The organism is Nocardioides sp. LHD-245 (assembly GCF_030929495.1).
Lineage (GTDB): Bacteria > Actinomycetota > Actinomycetes > Propionibacteriales > Nocardioidaceae > Nocardioides.
The window spans coordinates 1-21,759 of record NZ_JAVFWN010000025.1; the positions used below are offsets into that span (position 1 = coordinate 1).

22 protein-coding genes and 1 pseudogene are annotated in these 21,759 nt (G+C 71.3%); 15 read left to right on the forward strand and 8 right to left on the reverse strand.

Translation table 11 applies throughout. The features are described 5' to 3' along the window. The 3 genes and pseudogenes from RB608_RS27070 to RB608_RS27080 all read left to right on the forward strand — a co-directional run. Positions 1–117, forward strand: a pseudogene (locus RB608_RS27070) (IS630 family transposase); the annotation flags it as partial. Positions 118–263: 146 nt separating this feature from the next. Further along, positions 264–596 carry a hypothetical protein gene (locus RB608_RS27075; protein ID WP_308091211.1) on the forward strand — a complete coding sequence of 111 codons (333 nt, stop codon included), beginning with the start codon at positions 264–266 and terminating at the stop codon, positions 594–596. Positions 597–616: 20 nt separating this feature from the next. Continuing rightward, the gene (locus RB608_RS27080; protein WP_308091212.1) at positions 617–1,099 is read left to right on the forward strand and encodes a hypothetical protein; all 483 of its coding nucleotides are present in this window, start codon (positions 617–619) and stop codon (positions 1,097–1,099) included. Between the two features lie 192 nt (positions 1,100–1,291). On the opposite strand, the gene RB608_RS27085 is transcribed toward RB608_RS27080, so the two are convergent. Continuing rightward, positions 1,292–2,002 (reverse strand): GDSL-type esterase/lipase family protein, encoded by a 711-nt coding sequence (locus tag RB608_RS27085; protein ID WP_308091213.1) that lies wholly within the window; start codon positions 2,000–2,002, stop codon positions 1,292–1,294. A gap of 191 nt (positions 2,003–2,193) precedes the next feature. Between RB608_RS27085 and RB608_RS27090 the strand changes: the two genes are divergently transcribed. Continuing rightward, positions 2,194–2,886 (forward strand): helix-turn-helix domain-containing protein, encoded by a 693-nt coding sequence (locus RB608_RS27090; RefSeq protein ID WP_308091214.1) that lies wholly within the window; start codon positions 2,194–2,196, stop codon positions 2,884–2,886. 14 nt (positions 2,887–2,900) lie between these two features. Here RB608_RS27090 and RB608_RS27095 read toward each other — a convergent pair whose 3' ends face one another. Continuing rightward, a complete protein-coding gene (locus RB608_RS27095; RefSeq protein WP_308091215.1) occupies positions 2,901–3,323 on the reverse strand; it encodes a cupin domain-containing protein in 423 nt (140 codons plus the stop codon). 208 nt (positions 3,324–3,531) lie between these two features. Between RB608_RS27095 and RB608_RS27100 the strand changes: the two genes are divergently transcribed. Then, positions 3,532–4,011, forward strand: a complete 480-nt coding sequence (locus RB608_RS27100) for a Rieske (2Fe-2S) protein (RefSeq protein ID WP_308091216.1) — start codon at positions 3,532–3,534, stop codon at positions 4,009–4,011. Then, positions 4,008–4,433 carry a Rieske (2Fe-2S) protein gene (locus RB608_RS27105; RefSeq protein ID WP_308091217.1) on the forward strand — a complete coding sequence of 142 codons (426 nt, stop codon included), beginning with the start codon at positions 4,008–4,010 and terminating at the stop codon, positions 4,431–4,433. The genes RB608_RS27100 and RB608_RS27105 overlap by 4 nt, the downstream gene beginning before the upstream one ends. Before the next feature lie 85 nt (positions 4,434–4,518). Here the strand turns inward: RB608_RS27105 and RB608_RS27110 are convergent, their stop codons facing one another. After that, complete coding sequence (locus RB608_RS27110) at positions 4,519–5,811, reverse strand: pyridine nucleotide-disulfide oxidoreductase (RefSeq protein ID WP_308091218.1); 1,293 nt, start codon at positions 5,809–5,811, stop codon at positions 4,519–4,521. A gap of 91 nt (positions 5,812–5,902) precedes the next feature. Between RB608_RS27110 and uvrC the strand changes: the two genes are divergently transcribed. The 9 genes from uvrC to RB608_RS27155 all read left to right on the forward strand — a co-directional run bounded on the left by uvrC (position 5,903) and on the right by RB608_RS27155 (position 14,624). After that, positions 5,903–7,861: an excinuclease ABC subunit UvrC gene (gene uvrC / locus RB608_RS27115; protein WP_308091219.1), complete on the forward strand. Its 1,959-nt coding sequence runs from the start codon at positions 5,903–5,905 to the stop codon at positions 7,859–7,861. Next, entirely contained in the window at positions 7,854–8,720 is an 867-nt protein-coding gene (gene rapZ / locus RB608_RS27120) for an RNase adapter RapZ (protein ID WP_308091220.1), read from the forward strand. Before uvrC ends, rapZ begins: the two co-directional genes overlap by 8 nt. Then, a complete protein-coding gene (yvcK, locus tag RB608_RS27125) occupies positions 8,717–9,712 on the forward strand; it encodes a uridine diphosphate-N-acetylglucosamine-binding protein YvcK (protein ID WP_308091221.1) in 996 nt (331 codons plus the stop codon). Before rapZ ends, yvcK begins: the two co-directional genes overlap by 4 nt. Before the next feature lie 22 nt (positions 9,713–9,734). Next, positions 9,735–10,721: a DNA-binding protein WhiA gene (gene whiA, locus RB608_RS27130; RefSeq protein WP_308091222.1), complete on the forward strand. Its 987-nt coding sequence runs from the start codon at positions 9,735–9,737 to the stop codon at positions 10,719–10,721. 138 nt (positions 10,722–10,859) lie between these two features. Beyond that, a complete protein-coding gene (gap, locus tag RB608_RS27135; protein ID WP_308091223.1) occupies positions 10,860–11,858 on the forward strand; it encodes a type I glyceraldehyde-3-phosphate dehydrogenase in 999 nt (332 codons plus the stop codon). 25 nt (positions 11,859–11,883) lie between these two features. Continuing rightward, on the forward strand, positions 11,884–13,128 hold the full coding sequence (locus RB608_RS27140) for a phosphoglycerate kinase (protein WP_308091224.1): 1,245 nt from the start codon (positions 11,884–11,886) through the stop codon (positions 13,126–13,128). Position 13,129: 1 nt separating this feature from the next. After that, positions 13,130–13,930, forward strand: coding sequence for a triose-phosphate isomerase (gene tpiA / locus RB608_RS27145; RefSeq protein ID WP_308091225.1), 801 nt, complete (start codon positions 13,130–13,132; stop codon positions 13,928–13,930). A gap of 27 nt (positions 13,931–13,957) precedes the next feature. After that, complete coding sequence (secG, locus tag RB608_RS27150; protein WP_308091226.1) at positions 13,958–14,194, forward strand: preprotein translocase subunit SecG; 237 nt, start codon at positions 13,958–13,960, stop codon at positions 14,192–14,194. A gap of 70 nt (positions 14,195–14,264) precedes the next feature. Further along, a complete protein-coding gene (locus RB608_RS27155) occupies positions 14,265–14,624 on the forward strand; it encodes an RNA polymerase-binding protein RbpA (protein ID WP_308091227.1) in 360 nt (119 codons plus the stop codon). A 127-nt stretch (positions 14,625–14,751) separates the two neighbouring features. On the opposite strand, the gene RB608_RS27160 is transcribed toward RB608_RS27155, so the two are convergent. From RB608_RS27160 to tkt, 5 genes are all read right to left on the reverse strand, one after another. Further along, on the reverse strand, positions 14,752–15,642 hold the full coding sequence (locus tag RB608_RS27160) for a hypothetical protein (RefSeq protein WP_308091228.1): 891 nt from the start codon (positions 15,640–15,642) through the stop codon (positions 14,752–14,754). A 305-nt stretch (positions 15,643–15,947) separates the two neighbouring features. Next, the gene (gene pgl, locus RB608_RS27165) at positions 15,948–16,703 is read right to left on the reverse strand and encodes a 6-phosphogluconolactonase (RefSeq protein ID WP_308091229.1); all 756 of its coding nucleotides are present in this window, start codon (positions 16,701–16,703) and stop codon (positions 15,948–15,950) included. Continuing rightward, a complete protein-coding gene (gene pgi, locus RB608_RS27170) occupies positions 16,700–18,346 on the reverse strand; it encodes a glucose-6-phosphate isomerase (RefSeq protein WP_308091230.1) in 1,647 nt (548 codons plus the stop codon). The genes pgl and pgi overlap by 4 nt, the downstream gene beginning before the upstream one ends. Before the next feature lie 2 nt (positions 18,347–18,348). Continuing rightward, a complete protein-coding gene (tal, locus tag RB608_RS27175) occupies positions 18,349–19,455 on the reverse strand; it encodes a transaldolase (RefSeq protein WP_308091231.1) in 1,107 nt (368 codons plus the stop codon). 31 nt (positions 19,456–19,486) lie between these two features. Next, positions 19,487–21,598, reverse strand: coding sequence for a transketolase (gene tkt / locus RB608_RS27180; protein ID WP_308091232.1), 2,112 nt, complete (start codon positions 21,596–21,598; stop codon positions 19,487–19,489). Positions 21,599–21,759 lie beyond the last annotated feature (161 nt).

A 21,759-nucleotide genomic window follows, 5' to 3' on the forward strand; every position in this document is an offset into this window, starting at 1 on the left:
CTACGCGCCTACATCGAGGGCTGGAACAAGCGCGCCCACCCCTTCGTCTGGACCAAGACCGCAGACGAGATTCTCAAGAAGGCCAACCGTCCAACAACTTCAAATCCGCGCCACTAGCTCCTTCGTGGGCAACGGGCTGAAAAGAGCGAGCGGGTGCGGAGATCTCCGTTCGGTTGTCAGATTGGTGACAAGTTTCCGTTCGATTTGCCGACGTATTCCAGTGGACCTTCAATGCGGCCGTCGCCGACCGTAGTTTGTGGATCATGAGTCTGAAAGCTTCGTCATATCGCAAGGTCGTTCTTGCTGGCGTGGGAGCGATGTTGATGATCGCCTCACTGGCGGCGGGCGCGACCGCTCTTGTCTATCAGGGCGGATATACCAAAGACAGCGTGCAGATCCGAACCGGTCCATCCAGTAGTACGACCCTGGTGGCGCGGGGATACAAGAATGAGAATGTGTGTCTCTTCCACACAGTGACGGGCGAGAGCAACGGCGGTAGCACCACCTGGTGGTGGACGAAGAACGTCACGCGGAACAAGTCGGGTTACAGTCCAGGTTCGAAGCTCTACATAATCGGCCCTTTGAGCAGTTGCTGAGAAATTAGAGGAAGAGTGAGATGTTGAAGAAGCACGCGGGGCACAAAACAGCCGTTGCACTGTCGGTGGCCGCATTGTCGGCCGTTGTTGGATCCGGATGGGTCGTCGGAACCGTCGCCCACGCTGATGAGGGGAATTCGAGCGCCTCCCCATCGGTGTCGAAGAAGGCGGCGGGGGACGTCATCGCGCAGCTCTGCCCCGAGGGCAGTGTCCCGATGCTCGACATCGATCGCTTCCCGACCGCCGACACCGTCGGCGCTGACTCGGTGGCGGACGCGGTGGACGCTGTCGCGGTGAGGTTCGCGGTCGACGAGGCGATTTTCGCCCCGTTCGCCACCGGCGGTGACGTTCCGGTCTGGGCCACGGTAGGTCGGTCCGACTACATCGTCACCCCGGTGGAGGGTGGTGGTTGGTTCGCTTCGCCGGCGAGATTGGAGGGCTGCAACTCCCTCGATGAGCTGCGACGGGCAGGCGGCCTTGGTGACGGCCAGACCCGGGATTGATGCTCGGTCTGGGTCTCGGTAGGTCGGTCCGACTACATCGTCACCCCGGTGGCGGATGGTGGTTGGTTCGCATCGCCGGCGAGAGTGCAGGACTGCACCTCGCTCGATGAGCTGCAGCCGGGGGCCTCGGCCGCGAACTGACCGGTGCGACCGATCCGCGACCGACGGAGGCTCGTCACGGCGTCCGGCGCCTCAGCCCTCCTGCGTGAGTCCGGCGTGCATCACCTCGGCGATCAGGGCCGCGCCGTGCGTGTTCTGGTGGATGTGATCGACGGTCAGGAGCAGGCCCCGCTCGCGGGCGATCGAGTCGAGACCGCGGCGTAGCACCCCGCGCCGGAGAACGGTGGCGAGGTGCCCCGCCGCGGTGGGCTCCCGGAACGGCACGGTGGCGGGTCGCTGGCTCGCCAGCTCCGCGACCTGTCGCTCGTGGACCGGCAGGTAGATGACGTCCTCGCTCGCGGCGAGCTCGGCGATCATCCGGCTGTACCGGGTCGACGCGACGGCGGGCGCTGCGTTCGGGTCCTGGCCGAGCACGGGGATCGACGCCAGCGCGACCTGTGCGTCGGTCTCCGACCTGAGTCGCGCCACCACCGTCCCGAGGCAGTCGTGGAACCATCCGGGCGACGGGTCGGTGGGCAGGCCCTTGCGTGCTCGCCATCGGTCGAGGTCGAATCCGGGCAGGCTCGCTCTCGCGTCGTTGGTCCCGATCATGACGGTGACGACGTCGGCAGGCGCCGACACGACGTCGTCGAGCCGTTGGAGCAGGTTCCACGCGAAATCACCGTTGACGCCGAAGCGGCGTGCCGAGATCCGTCCACGCGTGAGGTCGACGAGGGGGCCGACGTAGTCGGCGCTGAGCTGGGCGCGGGTGAGGCTGTCACCGATGCAGGCCAGGCGGATCATTCAGTTCCTCCCTGCGACGAAGGACTTGGGCTTGCCCGTAGATTGGCGAGATGGTCGTGGGTGCTGCGACGAGGGTGCTTGGGCAGCCGTGCCCCGCGTTGCGACGCTATGTCGTCTCGTACGTCGGATTCCGGCAGCACGGATTCGCTCCCGGCATCCACCGCGGTGCGCCGGGGCGGTCGCTGACACTGGTGGTTCCGCTCTCCGAGCCGCTGGACATCGTCGAGGTCGCGGGGTGCACCGCTCGGCAGGGCCGGTTCGAGGCGGTCGTGGGCGGCCTGTCGTCGACGGCGGTCGCCATCCGTCACGACGGCAATCAGCACGGTGTCCGCATCTCCCTGACCCCACTCGGTGCGCGGGCGCTCTTCGGGATGCCGTCGGCCGGGCTGGCAGGAGAGGTCCTTCATCTCGACGCCGTCCTCGGCCGTCGGGCAGTGGAACTCACCGAGCGGATGCGCGCCGCCCGCTCGTGGGACGAACGGTTCACCGTGCTGGACGACGTCCTCGTCATGGCCGCACAGGACCGCTCTGCTGGCCGAGCTCGCGACCTGCACCTGCAGCCGGAGGTCGCCGAGGCCTGGCGGCGGCTGCTGAGCTCCCGCGGAGCGATCCAGATCGGGCACTTGGCGGACGAGCTCGGTTGGAGTCGTCGCCACCTCGGCAGACGGTTCCGGGACGAGATCGGCCTGACGCCCAAGGAGACTGCGCGGGTGCTGCGGTTCGAGCACGCGCACGCCCTGGCCACGAGCGACGACGAGCTCGCGTGGTCGCACATCGCGACCGCGGCCGGTTTCGCGGATCAGGCGCATCTCGTGCGGGACTGGCGCGACTTCACCGGCTGTACGCCCACGCAGTGGCGGCGCGGCGAGACGCTCGCCCACTAGATGCTCTGACCGGGTCACCGAGCGCGGTGCTCGGTACCGGGCCCCGGGGTGATGGTCAGAATCCGTGCTTCGCCCGCGGTGTCGACGGCATGCCACACGCCGGCGGGGTTGACGGTGGCCTCACCCGCCTGGAGCGTCACCTCCTGGACCTCTCCGTCGATCTCCCGGACGACGGTGATCGCTCCGCTGACACAGACGATCACCTCCTCGCCGCCCGGATGCCTCTCCCAGTGGCTGCCCCGGCCCTGCTCGTCGATGAGAACGACCAGGCGTCCTTCGCGACCGTCGTCAGCGACCGCATCGGCGTACGCCTCGAGCGCCGCGGGCTCGAACGCGAATCCCTCGACGGGCCGTGATCGGCAGCCGAGGCCGAGATGGAGCGGGGTGGTGCGCAGGTCGATGGTGTCGAGCAGCGAGTCGTTCAACCGAAGGTTCATGCATCCCATCGTGGCGAGCCACGCCGGGGCGGTATTGAAGGAATGAGACTCCGGCGAGCGAGCAATGGCGCTCTCCGGATCGCGGACGTCGGCATGACCGCTCTCCCGGGGTGAGGAACGTCTCCGGTCCGACCGCTGGATCGACGTCGCCCCGGAGGGTGCTCGCGGTCCTCAGCCGGTTCTCAAGAGGGGCCCGTAGCCTGGCGCCATGACTTCCTCCGTGAGCCGGAGACGTGCGCTGACCGGGGCGGCGACCTTCGGCGTCGGCGCCCCTCTCCTGGCGGCCTGTGGCGACGACAGCGCGGCTGCCGAGGACCCGGTGACCACCGCGTCCTCGTCGACGCCGACCTCTGCCGCACCTTCCGACCCGGCGGGTGCGACCACGACCGCGGACGCCGCGGCGCGTGGACTGATCGCCACCGACGCCGTGCCCGTCGGCGGTGGCGTGGTGCTGAAGGACGAGGAGATCGTCGTCACCCAGCCCGCCGCCGGCGAGTTCAAGGCGTTCGCCGCCATCTGCACCCACCAGGGTTGTCTGGTGGGCTCGGTGTCGGACGGCTCCATCCACTGCCCCTGCCACGACAGCTCCTTCTCGGCCGCGGACGGATCGGTCGAGGGCGGCCCGGCCAACGGGCCGCTCGACGAGGTCGCGATCACGGTCGCCGACGGCGAGGTCCGCCGCGCATGACGGGGATCGGCGAGATCCGCGCCAGCCGCCGCATCGTCTTCTCCGGCCTCGGGGCGCTCGGCGTGGCCGCCGCGCTGGCCGGTTGCGCCGGTGACGGCGGAGACGGTGGGTCGTCCGGTCCGCAGGTCGCGGCGGGCGCCGAGCTCGCGACCACGGCGGAGGTGCCCGTCGGCGGCGGCATCGTCCTCACCGACGAGAAGATCGTCCTCACCCAGCCGACGGCAGGCACGTTCCTCGCGTTCACGGCCGTCTGCACCCACCAGAGCCTGCTCGTCACCTCGGTCGAGGACGGCACGATCCGCTGCGCCAACCACGGTTCGTCCTACTCGGCGACCACCGGCGAGGTCGAGGGGGGACCGGCCGGCGGGCCACTGGCCACCGTGGAGATCACGGTCGAGGACGACCGGATCCTCGCCGCCTGAGCCAGCCTGGCTGGGCAGCGGCGGCGTCGAATGACACGAGCCGCAGGTTCTGGAGTCGAGGAACCTGCGGTGGGTGTCGCTCGGTTCATCGCCCGGCGGCGGCCGGTGCCGCCGCCGCTCGCCAGCGCTGGTCCCGCGGAGCGGCCCGCCGGTCCAGCCGGGCGTCGAGGACCAGTCGGGCATCGTCGTACCGGCCGGCCCGGAGCAGCGCGGCGATCCGGGCCTCCTCGACGATCTCGCGCTGGGCGTCGGAGCCGCCGAGGCGCCAGGTCGACCCGCTCAGCGCGGCGAGACGGTCGGCGGCTGCCGAGCAGCTGCCCGCCGCCAGCAGCCCGAGGGCTGCGGCGAGGGGCGCGACGACCTCGCGGTGCGTGGGGTTGGAGTGCCCGGCGCACCAGGTGGCGAGGCGCTGGAGGCCGGGCCGGTCGTCGACGGCCAGCAGGGCGACCGCGGCGTGCAGGCCGAGGAAGGCCGTGCCCGGCCGCTCGAGGACCCCGCGGCCGGTGCTGGCGACCACCTCGTCGAGCGAGGGCACGTCGGTCGCATCGGGGGTGATCGCCCATCGGAACAGCAGCGAGCCGCTGTCGACGAGCGCTCGGCAGCCGACGGCGTGGCGAGGCTGGAGCTGCGCGTCGTACCGCGCCCGCACGGCGGCCAGGTCACCGACCGAGAGCTCGTGGAGGGCGGCGTGCCACGAGAAGTGGGTGAGGCTGTCCGTCGCGGCTCCGTCGCCGTCGATCCAGGCGTCCATCCAGGTCAGCCCGGCCACGTGGTCGCCCGTCTCGTAGTGGGCGTGCGCCCGGGCATGGGCGGCGTGCCCGCCGGACGGTTCGGCGCTCAGGGAGCGGCACGACAGGTCCATCGCCTCGTCGAAGCGCCGCTGCTCCTGGCGCACGAACGCCATCAGCCCGGTGATCCACGGATCGTCGCCGTACGCCGGCGCCGCGTCCTCGACGATCCGCCAGGCCGTCTCCGGGACGTCGGTCACACCGGCGAAGGCGATGGTCGGCATCGCGACGGAGAGCAGCAGCGCGTCCCGTGGGTACGACGCCAGGTGGGCCACCAGGGGAGCGGGGTCGCCCTGCAGGTGCCGCTCGATCGCGTGCACGTGGCTGCGCTCCCGCTCGGTCGCCCGGGCGGCGTGCAGCCGGGCGTCGGCAAGACGGGCCGTGAGGTCGACCTCCACGCACATCTCGTGCCCGAGCAGGGCGAGGGCCGCATGACCCACGGCGAAGGTCGGGTCGAGGGCGATCGCCGTGGCGATCCGGTCGGCGGCGCCGGTGCGCAGCCGGAGCAGGTCACGGATGCCGCCGACGTAGGCGTCGGCGGCCAGGGGCCCGGTGGTGAGCTCGTAGCCGTAGGCGTCCCGACATCGCATATGTCTAGTAAAGCACGCGACTAAAGATGCTATGGAAGGACGGCCGGTCCGTGTCCGGTCCGTGTCGGTGGTGGTCCGTAGGGTTGGCGTCGTGTCACCCGCGCTGTCGTACCGGCCCAAGCCCGGCTCGATCCCCACTCAGCCGGGGGTCTACCGGTTCCGCGACCGCACCCAGCGGGTCATCTACGTCGGCAAGGCCAAGAACCTCCGGGCCCGCCTGTCCTCGTACTTCCAGGACATCGGCAACCTCCACCCGCGCACCGCGAGCATGGTCACGACGGCGACCTCGGTGGAGTGGACCGTCGTCGGCACCGAGGTCGAGGCGCTGCAGCTGGAGTACTCCTGGATCAAGGAGTTCGACCCGCGCTTCAATGTGAAGTACCGCGACGACAAGTCCTACCCGTGGCTCGCGGTCACCGTGTCCGAGGAGTTCCCGCGGGTCATGGTGGGGCGCGGCGCGAAGCGCAAGGGCACCCGCTACTTCGGCCCCTACGGCCATGCCTGGGCGATCCGTGAGACCGTCGACATCCTGCTGCGCGTCTTCCCCATGCGCTCGTGCAGCAACGGTGTGTTCAAGCGCTCCAGCCAGATCGGGCGTCCGTGCCTGCTCGGCTACATCGACAAGTGCTCGGCGCCGTGCGTCGGCAACGTGTCGCCCGAGGATCACCGCGCGATCGTCGACGACTTCTGCGAGTTCATGGCCGGCCGCACCCGGCCGTTCATGAAGCGCATCGAGCAGGAGATGTACGCCGCCTCCGACGCGCTCGACTTCGAGAAGGCGGCGCGGCTGCGCGACGACCTCGGCGCGATGAACAAGGCACTGGAGAAGCAGGCCGTCGTCTTCGGCGACGGCTCGGACGCCGACGTGATCGCGCTCGCCGAGGACCCGCTCGAGGTCGCGGTCCAGGTGTTCTACGTCCGCGGCGGCCGGATCCGTGGCCAGCGCGGCTGGGTCGCCGACCGCACCGACGACGGCGACGCGGCGGCGCTGGTCGAGGACTTCCTGCTCCAGCTGTACGCCGGAGTCGCGCCGGAGGACGTCCGCGACGCCGTACCGCGCGAGATCCTGGTGCCCGCGCTGCCGGCCGAGCACGAGACCTTCGAGCAGCTGCTGTCCGACCTGCGCGGGTCGAAGGTGGAGATCCGGGTGCCGCAGCGCGGCGACAAGAGGACCCTTCAGGAGACGGTCGCGCGCAACGCCACCGAGTCGCTCGCGCTCCACAAGACCAAGCGCGCCAGCGACCTCACCACCCGCAACCGGGCGCTCACCGAGATCGCCGAGGCGCTCGACCTCGACGAGGCGCCACTGCGCATCGAGTGCTACGACGTCTCCCACATCCAGGGCACCGAGATCGTCGCGTCGATGGTCGTCTTCGAGGACGGGCTCGCGCGCAAGGGCGAGTACCGCCGTTTCGTGATCAAGGATCAGGACGGCTCCGACGACGTCAAGGCGATGCACGAGGTGATCACCCGCCGGTTCCGCCGCCTGCTCGACGAGCAGGCGCGCTCCGAGCTGCGGCCGGGCGACCCGGGGGCCGGCACCGGCCCGATGCTCGTGGACCCCGACACCGGCCGACCGCGGAAGTTCGCCTACGCGCCCGGGCTGGTCGTGGTTGACGGCGGTGCGCCCCAGGTCGCGGCCGCTCAACGGGCCCTCGACGAGCTCGGCATCGACGACATCCCGATCTGTGGCCTGGCCAAGCGGCTCGAGGAGGTCTGGGTGCCGGGCGAGGAGGATCCGGTGATCCTGCCGCGCACCTCGGAGGGCCTCTACCTCCTCCAGCGGGTCCGCGACGAGGCGCACCGCTTCGCGATCACCCACCACCGCAACCGCCGTTCGAAGTCGATGGTCGAGAGCCTGCTGGACGACGTCCCCGGGCTCGGCGAGGTGCGCCGCCGGACGCTGCTGCGCCATTTCGGCTCGCTGCGCAAGCTGCGCGCGGCCACGGTCGAGGAGATCGCGGCGGTGCCCGGCGTCGGCCCCCGCACGGCAGGTGCCATCAAGGAGGCCCTGGGCGGGGGCACTGGGCACAATGACGCCCATGGATGAGACGCACGGGCAGCTCGTGGTCGTCACCGGCATGACCGGCGCGGGCCGCAGCACCGCGGCGAAGGAGCTCGAGGACCTCGGCTTCTTCGTCGTCGACAACCTCCCACCCAGCCTGCTGCCCGAGGTGGTGCGCCTGGTCGACGAGAGCCACGGCCCGGCCCAGCCGGTCGCCGTCGTGGTCGACGTCCGCTCCGGCTCCTTCTTCCAGGGCCTGCGCAGCGCGCTGGCCCACGGCGTCGCCGGTCGGGTCACCACGCTGGTGTTCCTCGACGCGACCGAGGAGGTGCTGGTCCGCCGTCAGGAGGCGGCCCGCCGCCCCCACCCGCTCCAGCAGGGCGGTCGCCTGCTCGACGGCCTGCAGCGGGAGCGCGTCGTCCTCGCCGACCTGCGCTCCGAGGCCGACCTCGTCATCGACACGACCAGCCTCAACGTGCACCAGCTCACCGACCGCATCGCCGAGTCGTTCGGTACGTCGGAGGCGACCCGGCTGCGCGTCTCGGTGATCAGCTTCGGGTTCAAGTACGGCATCCCGGTCGACGCCGACTACGTCGCCGACATGCGCTTCCTGCCCAACCCGCACTGGGTCCCCGAGCTCAGGCCCCGCACCGGGCAGGATCCCGAGGTGGCGGCTTACGTCCTGGGCCGTCCGGGTGCCGAGGAGTTCGTCGACGCCTACGTGCCGCTGCTGTCGGGGGTCGCCGAGGGCTACGTGCGCGAGGGCAAGCGGTTCATGCGGGTCGCGATCGGCTGCACCGGCGGCAAGCACCGCAGCGTCGCGACGGCCGAGGAGGTCGCCCGTCGGCTGGGGGCGCTGGGGCACGTCACCCGCGCCATCCACCGCGACCTGGGGCGCGAGTGAGCTCCGGCCACCTCGGGGCCGACCAGCGGGCGCAGGCGGTCGTCGCGCTGGGCGGCGGCCACGGTCTGCACGCCTCGCTGAGCGCCCTGCGGCACCTGGTCGACGACCTCACCGTGGACGAGCTGACGGCCGTCGTCACGGTCGCCGACAACGGTGGCTCGTCCGGCCGGCTGCGCGGCGAGTTCGGGGTGCTTCCGCCCGGCGACCTGCGCATGGCGCTGGCCGCGTTGTGCGGCGACGACGAGTGGGGTGCCACCTGGGCCCGGGTGCTGCAGCACCGGTTCGCCGGCGACGGCGAGATGCGCGGCCACGTGGTGGGCAACCTGCTGATCGTCGGACTGTGGGAGCTGCTCGGTGACCACGTCGACGCCCTCGACTGGGTCGGGCGGCTGCTCGGCGCCAAGGGACGGGTGCTGCCGATGGCGATGACTCCGATGGACATCACCGCCGAGGTGCGCGGCCTGAGGCCCGACCGGCCCGACCGGCTGACGTCCGTGCACGGCCAGGTCGAGGTGGCGACCACCGGCGGTGTGATCACCTCCATCGCGCTCGTCCCCCCGGACCCCGAGGTCAGCCCGGCCGTCGTGGACGCGATCGCGCAGGCCGACTGGGTCGTCCTCGGTCCCGGATCGTGGTTCACGAGCGTGCTGCCGCACCTGCTCGTGCCCCGACTGCGTGAGGCGCTGGTCACCACGGCCGCCCGCCTCGTGGTGGTCCTCAACCTCGAGGAGCAGGCGGGGGAGACCGGCGGCTTCGGGCCGGCAGACCACCTCGCCGTCCTGGCCGAGCACGCTCCCGATCTCGGCATCGACGTGGTGGTCGCCGACCGCCGCTCGGTGGCGGACGGGCTGGGTGAGCTCGAGGACACGGTGGCCGCACTCGGCGCCCGGCTGGTCGTCGACGACGTCGCGGCCGGCGACGGCGCCCCTCGGCACGACCCGGTGAAGCTCGCGGCGGCGTACGCACGGATCTTCGAGGCGTCGGATTGTTGACCCACGTGGGAGGATCGCCCCTATGGCGATGACGGCACAGGTCAAGGCGGAGCTCGCCAACATCCCGGTGACCAAGGTCTGCTGTCGCAAGGCCGAGGTCGCGTCCATGCTGAGGTTCGCGGGTGGGCTCCATATCGTCGGCGGCCGGATCGTGGTCGAGGCCGAGCTCGACACCGGTGCCGCCGCGCGCCGGCTGCGCAAGGACATCTCCGAGATCTACGGCCAGGGCTCCGAGGTCGTCATGGTGCAGGGCAGCGGGCTGCGCAAGGGCAGTCGCTACATCGTGCGCGTCGTCAAGGACGGCGAGGCGTTGGCGCGCCAGACCGGCCTGCTCGACCAGCGCGGCCGCCCGGTCCGGGGTCTGCCGCCCGCGGTGGTCTCCGGCGGTGCCTGCGACGCGGTCGCCGCCTGGCGCGGGGCCTTCCTCGCCCACGGCTCCCTCACCGAGCCCGGCCGGTCGTCCTCCCTCGAGGTGACCTGCCCCGGCTCCGAGGCCGCCCTCGCCCTCGTCGGCGTGGCCCGCCGCCTCGGCATCCAGGCCAAGGCTCGCGAGGTGCGCGGCATCGACCGGGTGGTCATCCGCGACGGCGACGCCATCGGCCAGCTGCTGGCCCGGCTCGGCGCCCACGAGACCCTGATGGCCTGGGAGGAGCGGCGGATGCGCCGCGAGGTGCGAGCGACCGCCAACCGGCTCGCCAACTTCGACGACGCCAACCTGCGACGCTCGGCCCGCGCCGCGGTGACCGCCGGCGCGCGGGTGCAGCGGGCGATGGAGATCCTCGGCGACGAGGTGCCCGACCACCTGCGGATGGCCGGTGAGCTCCGGCTGGAGCACAAGCAGGCCTCCCTGGAGGAGCTGGGCCAGCTGCACGAGCCGGTGCTCACCAAGGACGCCATCGCCGGCCGGATCCGGCGGCTGCTCGCCATGGCCGACAAGCGGGCCGAGGACCTCGGCGTCCCGGACACGGAGGCGTCGCTGACGCCCGAGATGCTCGCCGGCGACGGCTGACCTCGGCGCCGGGCTGACCTCGGCGGCCGCTGTCCTGATCCGGCCTGTGGCGCGGATCACATCCGCCCTCCGGCCGTGCGGCGGTGCGGGATAGGGTCGGAGGACCGATGTAGGTCCCGCTCTCCCAGGAGGTTCGCAGTGACTGTTCGTGTAGGAATCAACGGATTCGGTCGCATCGGCCGCAACTTCTTCCGCGCGGTGCGCGCGAGCGGCGCCGACATCGAGATCGTCGGAGTCAATGACCTCACGGACAACGCGACCCTGGCCCACCTGCTGAAGTACGACTCGATCCTCGGGCCGCTCGACGCCGCGGTCGAGTCCACCGACACCGCGATCATCGTCGGCGGCACGGAGATCCGGGCCTTCGCCGAGCGCGACCCCGCGGCCCTGGGCTGGGGCGATCTCGGCGTCGACGTCGTCGTCGAGTCCACCGGCTTCTTCACCGACGCCACCAAGGCGCGGGCGCACGTCGACGGCGGCGGTGCCCGGAAGGTCATCATCTCGGCACCGGCCTCGAACGAGGACGTCACCGTCGTGATGGGCGTCAACCAGGACAGCTACGACCCGGCGGCGCACACCGTGATCTCCAACGCGTCGTGCACGACCAACTGCCTGGCCCCCATGGCGAAGGCGCTCAACGACGGCCTCGGCATCGTCAAGGGCCTGATGACCACGGTGCACGCCTACACCGCCGACCAGAACCTGCAGGACAACATCCACAAGGACCTGCGCCGGGCCCGGGCCGCCGCCATCAACATCGTGCCGACCTCCACCGGCGCCGCCAAGGCGATCGGCCTGGTGCTGCCGGAGATGAAGGGCAAGCTCGACGGCTACGCCCTGCGGGTCCCGACGCCCACCGGCTCGCTGACCGACCTCTCCTTCGAGGCGCCGCGTGACACCAGCGTCGAGGAGGTCAACGCCATCGTCAAGGCGGCCGCCGACGGCCGCTATCTCGTCTACTCGACCGACCCCATCGTGTCCTCGGACATCGTCACCAACCCGGCCTCGTGCGTCTTCGACGCACCGCTCACCAAGGTGATCGGCAACCAGGTCAAGGTCGCCGGTTGGTACGACAACGAATGGGGCTACTCCAACCGGCTCGCCGACCTCATCCTGCACGTGGGCGCGAGCCTCTGAGCGCCACGGCTAGGCTCTGACGCTTGTGACCGACTTCAACGGCCTTGCCCCGGAGTTCCTGCAGAGCGTCCGCGGCAAGCGCGTCCTCGTCCGCTCCGACCTCAACGTCCCGCTGGACCGCGAAGAGGACGGCACCTGCCGGATCACCGACGACGGCCGGATCCGCGCCAGCGTCCCGACCATCCGGTCGCTGGCCGAGGCGGGCGCCCGGGTCGTCGTCGCCGCGCACCTCGGCCGGCCGAAGGGCGAGCCGGACCCGGCGTACTCCCTGGCGCCCGTCGCCGCCCGTCTCGGCGAGCTGCTCGGCGCGCCGGTCGCCTTCGCGACCGACACCGTCGGCGCGTCGGCGCAGGAGACCGTCGCCGGGCTCGCCGACGGCCAGGTCGCGCTCCTCGAGAACGTCCGGTTCAACGCCGGCGAGACCAGCAAGGACGATGCCGAGCGCGGCGCTTTCGCCGACCGGCTCGCGGGCCTCGCCGACGCCTTCGTCTCCGACGGCTTCGGCGTCGTGCATCGCAAGCAGGCCAGCGTGTACGACGTCGCGCAGCGGCTCCCGCACGCCGCGGGTGGCCTCGTCGCCGCCGAGGTCGCGGTGCTGCGCCGCCTGACCGTCGCGCCCGAGCGGCCGTACGTCGTCGTGCTCGGCGGCTCCAAGGTGTCCGACAAGCTCGGCGTGATCGACAACCTGCTCGGCAAGGCCGACAAGCTGCTCATCGGCGGCGGCATGGTCTTCACCTTCCTCAAGGCCGACGGGCTCGAGGTCGGCCGGAGCCTGCTCGAGGAGGACCAGCTCGACACGGTGCGCGCCTATCAGGCCCGGGCGAAGGAGCTCGGCGTCGAGATCGTGCTGCCCACCGACATCGTGGTCGCCGACAGCTTCGGCGACGAGGCCTCCGCCCGCGTCGTACCCGCGTCGGAGATCCCCGCCGACAGCCTCGGCCTCGACATCGGCCCGGACTCCGCGGCCGCCTTCGCCGCGGCATTGTCCGACGCGCGGACGGTCTTCTGGAACGGCCCGATGGGTGTCTTCGAGCAGGCCGCCTTCGCCGAGGGGACCCGTGCCGTCGCCGACGCGCTGACCAAGGTCGACGGCCTCTCGGTCGTGGGCGGTGGCGACTCCGCGGCCGCCGTACGCACGCTCGGGTTCGACGAGGCCGCGTTCGGTCACATCTCGACCGGGGGCGGCGCCAGCCTGGAGTATCTCGAGGGCAAGGAGCTCCCCGGTCTGACGGTCCTCGACGGACCGGTTCTCGAAGAGGAAGGCGCCTGACATGGCCGCTGCTGGACGTACCCCGCTGATGGCGGGCAACTGGAAGATGAACCTCAACCATGCCGAGGCCGTCGTCCTCGTGCAGAAGCTGGCGTGGACGCTGTCCGACAAGCGCCACGACTACGGCAAGGTCGAGGTCGCGGTGATCCCGCCGTTCACCGACATCCGCTCCGTCCAGACCCTGATCGACGGCGACCGGCTCTCCATCAGGTACGGCGCCCAGGACGTGTCGCAGCACGGCGCCGGCGCCTATACCGGCGAGATCTCGGCCGCGATGCTCGCCAAGCTCGGCTGCACGTACGTCGTGGTCGGCCACTCCGAGCGGCGGCAGTACCACGCCGAGACCGACGCGGTCGTCAACGCCAAGGCGAAGGCCGCCCTGGGCGAGAAGATCACGCCCATCGTCTGTGTGGGCGAGGGCCTGGAGGTCCGGCAGGCCGGCGAGCACGTGCCGTTCACCATGGCGCAGGTCGAGGGCTCGCTCGCCGGGCTCTCCAAGAAGCAGGTCGCGGGGCTCGTCATCGCCTACGAGCCGGTGTGGGCGATCGGCACCGGCGAGGTCGCCACCCCGGACGACGCCCAGGAGGTCTGCGCCGCCATCCGCGGTCAGGTCCGCGAGTCGTTCGGCGACGAGGCGGCCGACGCCGTCCGCGTGCTCTACGGCGGCTCGGTGAAGGCCGCGAACGTCGCCGGGATCATGGCCAAGGCGGACGTCGACGGCGCGCTGGTCGGCGGTGCCAGCCTCGAGGTCGACGAGTTCGGCGGAATCTGCCGGTTCTACGACATGCCGGTGCTGTCCTAGCACCAGGTCTGACGTAGGATTCCTCGCGTGTCGACGCTTCTGACTGTGCTGCTCATTCTGACGAGCCTGATCATGATCCTGCTGGTGCTGCTGCACAAGGGTCGCGGCGGCGGCCTCTCGGACATGTTCGGCGGCGGCGTGTCGAGCTCGTTGGGTGGCTCCTCGGTCGCGGAGCGCAACCTCGACCGCTTCACGGTCGGGGTGGGCGTGATCTGGTTCGCCTGCGTGATCGCGCTGGGCCTCCTGCTCGCCTATCAGAACTGACAGCACAGACCGTCTAGCAACCCGCACCCGGCGAGGCCGGGGGCGTCCGAGGGCTTGAGGAGAGAATCCGTTGGCTGGTGGTGGAAGCGCGATCCGCGGTAGTCGCGTCGGTGCGGGTCCGATGGGCGAGGCCGAGCGTGGCGAGGCCGCCCCTCGTCAGGCGGTCACGTACTTCTGTGCGAACGACCACCGCTCGGTGATCACCTTCTCCGTCGAGGCGTCCGTCCCGGACTCGTGGGACTGCCCCAAGTGCGGGCTGCCTGCCGGCCTCGACTCCGAGAACGCGCCCCCGGCGCCGAAGATCGAGCCCTACAAGACCCACCTCGCCTACGTGAAGGAGCGCCGCTCCGACAAGGAGGCCGAGGTCATCCTCGACGAGGCGATCCAGCTGCTCCGCTCCCGCCGCAAGTCCGGCGAGATCATCTTCTGACCGACCCGGCGCAGATTGAACCTGATTTCGCGCCGAGCCGTCGCAGATTGAACTCTGATCTCCGTCGACCCGGCGCAGATTGAGTTCGAGGAGCCGTCGACCCGGCGCAGATTGAACGGCATCGTGGTCACCACGCTCGCCCCGACCGCCGTCGCGCCTCCACGACGCCGCGACGGAGGATGGCCTCCACGTCGCTTCGCGGTCCGAACAGGTTGTCCTTGCGCAGCGCCTTGACGACGAACGGCGTCGCCGACTCCACCGCGGCCCGGCGGCGTCGGTCGTGCTCCAGCTGCTCAGGGCTCGTGTGCCATTCGTCGCCGTCGTACTCCGCGGCGAAGCAGAGCTCGGCATTGCCCACGTCGAGCCGGGCGAGGAACTCGCCGAGGTCGTCGTACACCTCGAGCTGCGGGACCGGGGTCGGCAGGTGCGCCTGCATCCAGCGCAGCCGCAGGATCGACTCGGGCGGTGACTCGGCACGGCCGTCGACGTAGCCGGACATCACGCGCAGTGTCCGGACCCAGCGCATGCCCCGGAAGCGGGGTACGCCGGCGACCAGCTCGTCCTTCGAGAAGACGCCGAGGCGGAGCATCTGGTCCATCGCGGCCAGGGACCGCTCGACGTACCGGTGGCGGCCGAGGTCCCAGGTCGTGCGGAGCGGGGAGGTGACCCGCAGCCCGTTCACGTCGACCACGTCGCCTCGGGTGAACGCTCGCTCGCCGCTGTCGGCGAGGCCGTTGCGCAGTCGCCGGCCCGGTGAGGGCAGGAACACGCGGACCGGCGCGATGTGGATGTGCTCGTTCGGCGCGAGCACCATCTCGGCTCCGTGGAGCCAGCCGGCGTGGCGGTCGCAGATTACGGCGTCCGGGGGTACGACGAGCCGCAGCGCGGCGCAGCGCAGTTCGAGACTGTCTGGCACCGGGTTCGCGACGTACACGCCCTCGACGAGCCGCCGCAGGAACCCCTGCTCGACCAGCCAGGTCAGATCGGTGGGCCAGAGGCCGGCCTCGCTGCGGGCCATGGCCGTGGTGAAGGGGACATTCAGGGGGAGGGGAAAGCCATCCGGGAGGTAGGGCAGTCCCTCGAGCTCAGTTCTTCTCATGACGACGGCGTGCCCATGGCAGCCTGTGGAGCAATCATCGGGTGACTCGCCCTGTGGATGAGTGCGTGAGTCACGGCCGGATCGCGCCGGGTCAGCGCCGGTGCGAGTTCAATCTGCGCCGGGTCAGCGCCGGCGCGAGTTCAATCTGCGCCGGGTCAGCGCCGGTGCGAGTTCAATCTGCGCCGGGTCAGCGCCGGCGCGAGTTCAATCTGCGCCGGGTCGCGCTAGATGAGAGAGGCTGCGGCGGCGTCGAGGAACCAGATTGTCTCGGCCCGGCCGGAGACCCCGCGGGCGGGCGTCTCGCGGAGCGCGGCGCCGGTGTCGGCGTCGGCCGGGGCGACCTCGGCGAGGGCGCGGCGTACGGCGTCCGCCTTCGACTCGCCGCTGACCAGGAACCACACGGACTGGGCGCGGTTGAGTGCCTCGAAGGTGAGGCTGACGCGCTCCGGCGGTGGTTTGGGGGAGTCGTGGACGGCGACGGTGACGGCGTCCACCGCGGCCAGGCCGGCGTGCCCCGGGAACAGTGACGCGATGTGGCCGTCGGGCCCCACCCCGAGCATGAGGACGTCGAACTCACCGCTGCCCTGGGCCCGGATCGTGTCGGCGTACGACGCCGCGGACTCCTCGACCGACCCGGCCTCGGACGAGGAGGGAGCGGTGTGGACCCGGGACGCGGCGACCTCGTCGAGGAAGGCGGTCCGGGCCTGGTTGACGTTGCGGTCGGGGGAGTCGGCCGGGACGAAGCGCTCGTCGCCGAACCACAGCACCACGGCCCCCCAGTCGACGCCGGAGGCGGGGGCCAGACGGGCGATCTCGCGGTGGATGGCATCGGCGATCGTGCCGCCGGTGAGCCCGATCTGGGGGACGTGGCCGGCGGCCTGGGCGTCCGCGACCCGGTTGAGGAGCTCGCCGGCGACGGCGGTCGCGAGGACACCGGCGTCGGCATGGACCTCGATGAGGGGCTGGGGGGTCTCGGTCATCGTGCGCGCTGCTCCCGGTAGTAGTCGATCATCGCGCGGGTCGACGGGTCCTGCTCGGCCAGCACGGCGGGGTCGCCGGCGAGGGCGGGCGTGATCTGCACGGCCAGCTGCTTGCCGAGCTCGACGCCCCACTGATCGAAGCTGTCGATGCCCCACACGACGCCCTGGGTGAAGGTGATGTGCTCGTAGAGCGCGATCAGCTGGCCGAGCACGGACGGCGTCAGCGCGGGCGCCAGGATGGAGGTGGTCGGCCGGTTGCCGGGGAACACGCGGGCGGGCACGATCGCCTCCGGCGTGCCCTCGGCGCGGACCTCGTCGGCGGTCTTGCCGAACGCCAGCGCCTTGGTCTGGGCGAGGAAGTTCGCGAGCAGCAATTCGTGCACGTCCGTGTCGCCGTCGGTCAACGGGTACGCCGGCGTCGCGAAGCCGATGAAGTCCGCCGGGATCAGCCGGGTGCCCTGGTGGATGAGCTGGTAGAAGGCGTGCTGGCCGTTGGTGCCGGGCTCGCCCCAGAACACCTCGCCGGTGTCGGTCGTGACCGGGGACCCGTCCCAGCGCACGCTCTTGCCGTTGGACTCCATGGTGAGCTGCTGGAGGTACGCCGGGAAGCGGTGCAGCGACTGCGCATAGGGCAGCACCGCGTGTGACTGGGCGCCGAGGAAGTTGGCGTACCAGACGTTGAGCAGACCCATCAGGGCCGGCACGTTGCGCTCCGGCGGCGCGCTCAGGAAGTGGTCGTCGACGGTCCGGAAGCCGCCGAGGAACTCCTCGAACCGCTCGGGTCCGATCGCCACCGCGAGCGAGGTCCCGATCGCGGAGTCGACGGAGTAGCGGCCGCCGACCCAGTCCCAGAACCCGAACGCGTTGGCCGGGTCGATCCCGAACTCCTCGACCTTGTCGAGGGCCGTCGACACCGCGACGAAGTGGCGGGACACCGCCGCCTCACCCGCGCCCAGCCCGTCGAGCAGCCACGACCGGCACAGCCGGGCGTTGGTGAGCGTCTCCAGCGTCCCGAAGGTCTTGCTCGAGACGATGAAGAGGGTCGTGGCGGGGTCGAGCCCGGCGAGCTTCTGCGCGGCGTCGGTCGGGTCGATATTGCTGACGAAGCGACACTCCAGGCCGGCCTGCACGTAGGGCCGGAGCGCCTCGTAGGCCATCACGGGGCCGAGGTCGGAGCCGCCGATGCCGATGTTGACGACCGTGCGGATCGGGAGCCCGGTGAAGCCGAGCCACGCACCCGAGCGGACGTCATCGGCGAAGGCGTAGACCCGGCGGAGGACCGCCCGCACCTCCTCGACCACGTCGGCCCCGCCGACGTCGAGGCGGCTCCCCACGGCTCGCCGCAGCGCGGTGTGCAGGACGGCGCGGTCCTCGGTGGCGTTGATGTGCTCGCCGCGGAACATCGCGTCGCGGCGAGCCGCGAGTCCGACCTCCTCGGCCAGCGCGCGCAGCGCCTTCCAGATCTCCGGGGTGACCAGGTTCTTGGACAGGTCGACCCGCAGGTCGCCCGCCCGGATCGTCGAGCGGGCCACCCAGTCGGCGTCGGCGAGGGTACGGCGCAGGTCCGGCCGGAAGCCGGCGGCGAGCTCGGTGAGCCGGCCCCAGGCCGGGGTCGTGGTCGGGTCGACGGGAGCCGCCGCCACGGTCAGTCCTTGGCCTTGTCCATCTGCGCCTGGACGGTGGCGACCAGCTCGGTCCAGGAGACCTTGAACTTGTCGACACCCTCGGTCTCGAGCACCACGAACACGTCGTCCAGGTCGACGCCGGCGGCGGCCAGCTGGTCGAACACCGCCTGGGCCTCGGCGCCCTTGCCGGTGACCTGGTCGCCGGTGACGTCGCCGTGGTCGGCGAAGGCCTGCAGCGTCTTCTCCGGCATCGTGTTGACGGTGTCGGAGACGACGAGGTCGGTGACGTAGAGCGTGTCGGGGTACGCCGGGTTCTTCACGCCCGTCGACGCCCACAGCGGCCGCTGGGGGTGCGCGCCAGCGTCGGCGAGGGCCTGCCAGCGCGCCGAGGCAGTGACGTCCTCGAAGGCCGCGTAGGCGAGCCGGGCGTTGGCGACCGCTGCCCGGCCGCGCAGGGCGAGTGCCTCGTCGGAGCCGATCTTCTCCAGGCGGGCGTCGATCTCGGTGTCGACGCGTGAGACGAAGAACGACGCGACCGACCGGATCGTGGCGAGGTCGACGCCGGCATCGCGGGCCTGCTCCAGACCGGTCAGGTAGGCGTCCATCACGGCGCGGTAGCGCTCGACCGAGAAGATCAGCGTGACGTTGACGCTGATGCCGGCAGCGATGGCGGCCGTGATCGCGGGCAGCCCCTCCAGCGTCGCCGGGATCTTGATCAGCGCGTTGGGACGGTCGACGGCCGCCCACAGCGCCTTGGCGGAGGCGACGGTGCCGTCGGTGTCGTTGGCCAGGGTCGGCTCGACCTCGATCGAGACCCGCCCGTCGGCCGACGTCTCGGCGGCCACCGGCGCCAGGATGTCGCAGGCGTTGCGGACGTCGTCGGTGGTGAGCGCGAAGATCACCTGGTCGACGTCGGCGCCGTCCTGGACGAGGCGGCGCACCTGTGCGTCGTACCGCTCGCCGTCGGCGATGGCGCCGGCGAAGATGGTCGGGTTGGTCGTGACACCCACGACCGACTGGTCGCGGACGAGCTCGGCGAGGTTGCCGGTCTCGATCCGCTCGCGGGACAGGTCGTCGAGCCAGATGGACACCCCCGCGTCAGCGAGGGCCTTGAGTCGATCGGTCATCAGTTCCTCCTGTTGCGGTGGGTGCGGTGGTTCAGTCGCGCGCTGCTGCCGCCAGGCTCTCGCGGGCCGCCTGGACGACCGCCTCGGGCGTGAACCCGAACTCGCGGAACAGCGTCGCCGCGTCGGCGCTCGCACCGTAGTGGTCGATGCTGACGATCCGGCCGGCGTCGCCGACGTACTCGCGCCAGCCCTGCCTGACCCCGGCCTCGACCGAGACGCGCGCCTTGACGGTCGGGGGGATGACGGCGTCGCGGTAGGCCTGGGTCTGCGCGTCGAACCACTCCAGGCACGGCATCGACACCACGCGGGCCCGGATGCCCTCGGCGGCGAGCTGCTCGCGGGCGGCGACGGCGTACTGGACCTCCGAGCCGGTGCCGATCAGGACCACGTCGGGCTCGCCGCCCTCGGCGTCGACCAGGACGTAGCCGCCCTTGGCGACGTCGTCGGTGGTCGCGTAGCCGTCGGTGCCGCGCGGGAACGTCGGGACGTTCTGGCGGCTGAGGATGAGGCCGGCCGGGCGGTCGGTGTTGCGCAGCACCTGCAGCCAGGCGGCGGCGGTCTCGTTGGCGTCGGCCGGGCGGACGACGTCGAGGCCCGGCATGGCGCGCAGGGCGGCGAGGTGCTCGATCGGCTGGTGGGTGGGCCCGTCCTCGCCGAGCCCGATCGAGTCGTGGGTCCAGACGTAGACCACCGGAGCCTTCGTCAGCGCCGCGATCCGGACCGCTCCGCGCATGTAGTCGGAGAAGGTCAGGAAGGTGCCGCCGAAGATGCGGGTGCCGCCGTGGACGGCGATGCCGTTCATGATCGCGCCCATGCCGTGCTCGCGGATGCCGAAGTGGATGACGCGACCCTGGTAGGGATCGGCCGTCCACTCCTCCACGGAGCGGTCGAGAGGCAGGAACGACGGGGCGTCCTTGATCGTGGTGTTGTTGGAGCCGGCGAGGTCGGCCGAGCCGCCCCACAGCTCCGGCATGATCGGCGCGAGCGCGTTGATGACCTTGCCGGAGGCGGCCCGGGTCGCGACGCCCTTGGCGTCGGCCTCGAACACCGGCAGCGCCTCCTCGACGCCGTCGGGGAGGCGGCGGTCCTTGAGGCGGTGGAGCAGCGCCGCGCGGTCGGGGTGGGCCGCGGCCCAGGCGTCGTACGCCACGTCCCACTCCGCGCCCCACGCCTTGCCACGATCGACCAGGCTGCGGGTGTGGGCCAGGACGTCGGCCGGGACCTCGAAGCTCTTCTCCGGGTCGAAGCCCAGCACCGTCTTCGTGGCGGCGACCTCGTCGGCGCCGAGCGCCGAGCCGTGGGCCGCCTCGGTGTTCTGGGCGTTGGGCGCGGGCCAGGCGATGACGGTCTTGAGGACGATGATCGAGGGCTTGTCGGTGACCTCGTCGGCAGCCTTGAGCGCGGCGTACAGCGCCGGCACGTCCTCCTCGTAGTGGGCGAGGTCGGAGTGGTCGTTGCCGGTCCAGTCGACGGTCTGGACGTGCCAGCCGTAGGCCTCGTAGCGCTTCGCGACGTCCTCGTTGAACGCGATGTGGGTGTCGCCCTCGATGGAGATCCGGTTGGCGTCGTAGATGACCGTGAGGTTGCCGAGCTCCTGGGTGCCCGCGATCGAGGACGCCTCGCTGGTCACGCCCTCCTCGAGGTCGCCGTCGGAGGCGAGCACGTAGACGTGGTGGTCGAACAGCGAGGGGCCGTCGCCGGCGTCGGGGTCGAGCAGGCCCTTCTCGCGGCGTGCGGCCATCGCCATGCCGACCGCGTTGGCCAGGCCCTGGCCGAGCGGGCCGGTGGTGACCTCGACGCCGACCGTGTGACCGACCTCCGGGTGGCCCGGGGTCTTGCTGCCCCAGGTGCGCAGCGCCTCGAGGTCGCCGAGCTCGAGGCCGAAGCCGCCGAGGAAGAGCTGGGTGTAGAGAGTGATCGAGGAGTGACCGCACGAGAGCACGAACCGGTCGCGGGCGATCCAGGCCGGGTCGGCGGGGTCGTGCCGCATGACCTTCTGGAACAGCAGGTACGCCGCCGGCGCCAGGCTCATCGCGGTGCCCGGGTGGCCGTTGCCGACCTTCTGGACGGCGTCCATCGCGAGGACGCGGGCGGTGTCAACAGCCTTGCGGTCGAGGTCGGTCCACTCGAGCTCCGGGATCATGGCTCCGAGCCTACCGAGCGGTGCGGGGAGACGGATACTCGCGTGGTGCCGGTCCGCCGCGCGGCCGGCCGCGCGCCACGACCCGCCGTCGCCGGTGGTCATCTCGGGCCCATCCGCTTTCTGCTCCACGACGTGCTCGGGCTACACTCGGACCGCTTCTA

What these genes read in the sequence shown, in the direction of transcription:
- RB608_RS27080 (WP_308091212.1), top strand. Translation starts at nt 617, where the DNA reads ATGTTGAAGAAGCACGCGGGGCACAAAACAGCCGTTGCACTGTCGGTG.
- tpiA (WP_308091225.1), top strand. Translation starts at nt 13,130, where the DNA reads ATGGCCGCTGCTGGACGTACCCCGCTGATGGCGGGCAACTGGAAGATG.
- pgl (WP_308091229.1), bottom strand. Translation starts at nt 16,703, where the DNA reads ATGACCGAGACCCCCCAGCCCCTCATCGAGGTCCATGCCGACGCCGGT.
- whiA (WP_308091222.1), top strand. Translation starts at nt 9,735, where the DNA reads ATGGCGATGACGGCACAGGTCAAGGCGGAGCTCGCCAACATCCCGGTG.
- RB608_RS27105 (WP_308091217.1), top strand. Translation starts at nt 4,008, where the DNA reads ATGACGGGGATCGGCGAGATCCGCGCCAGCCGCCGCATCGTCTTCTCC.
- RB608_RS27095 (WP_308091215.1), bottom strand. Translation starts at nt 3,323, where the DNA reads ATGAACCTTCGGTTGAACGACTCGCTGCTCGACACCATCGACCTGCGC.
- RB608_RS27160 (WP_308091228.1), bottom strand. Translation starts at nt 15,642, where the DNA reads ATGGCCCGCAGCGAGGCCGGCCTCTGGCCCACCGATCTGACCTGGCTG.
- tkt (WP_308091232.1), bottom strand. Translation starts at nt 21,598, where the DNA reads ATGATCCCGGAGCTCGAGTGGACCGACCTCGACCGCAAGGCTGTTGAC.
- RB608_RS27100 (WP_308091216.1), top strand. Translation starts at nt 3,532, where the DNA reads ATGACTTCCTCCGTGAGCCGGAGACGTGCGCTGACCGGGGCGGCGACC.
- RB608_RS27110 (WP_308091218.1), bottom strand. Translation starts at nt 5,811, where the DNA reads ATGCGATGTCGGGACGCCTACGGCTACGAGCTCACCACCGGGCCCCTG.
- RB608_RS27075 (WP_308091211.1), top strand. Translation starts at nt 264, where the DNA reads ATGAGTCTGAAAGCTTCGTCATATCGCAAGGTCGTTCTTGCTGGCGTG.
- tal (WP_308091231.1), bottom strand. Translation starts at nt 19,455, where the DNA reads ATGACCGATCGACTCAAGGCCCTCGCTGACGCGGGGGTGTCCATCTGG.
- RB608_RS27085 (WP_308091213.1), bottom strand. Translation starts at nt 2,002, where the DNA reads ATGATCCGCCTGGCCTGCATCGGTGACAGCCTCACCCGCGCCCAGCTC.
- rapZ (WP_308091220.1), top strand. Translation starts at nt 7,854, where the DNA reads ATGGATGAGACGCACGGGCAGCTCGTGGTCGTCACCGGCATGACCGGC.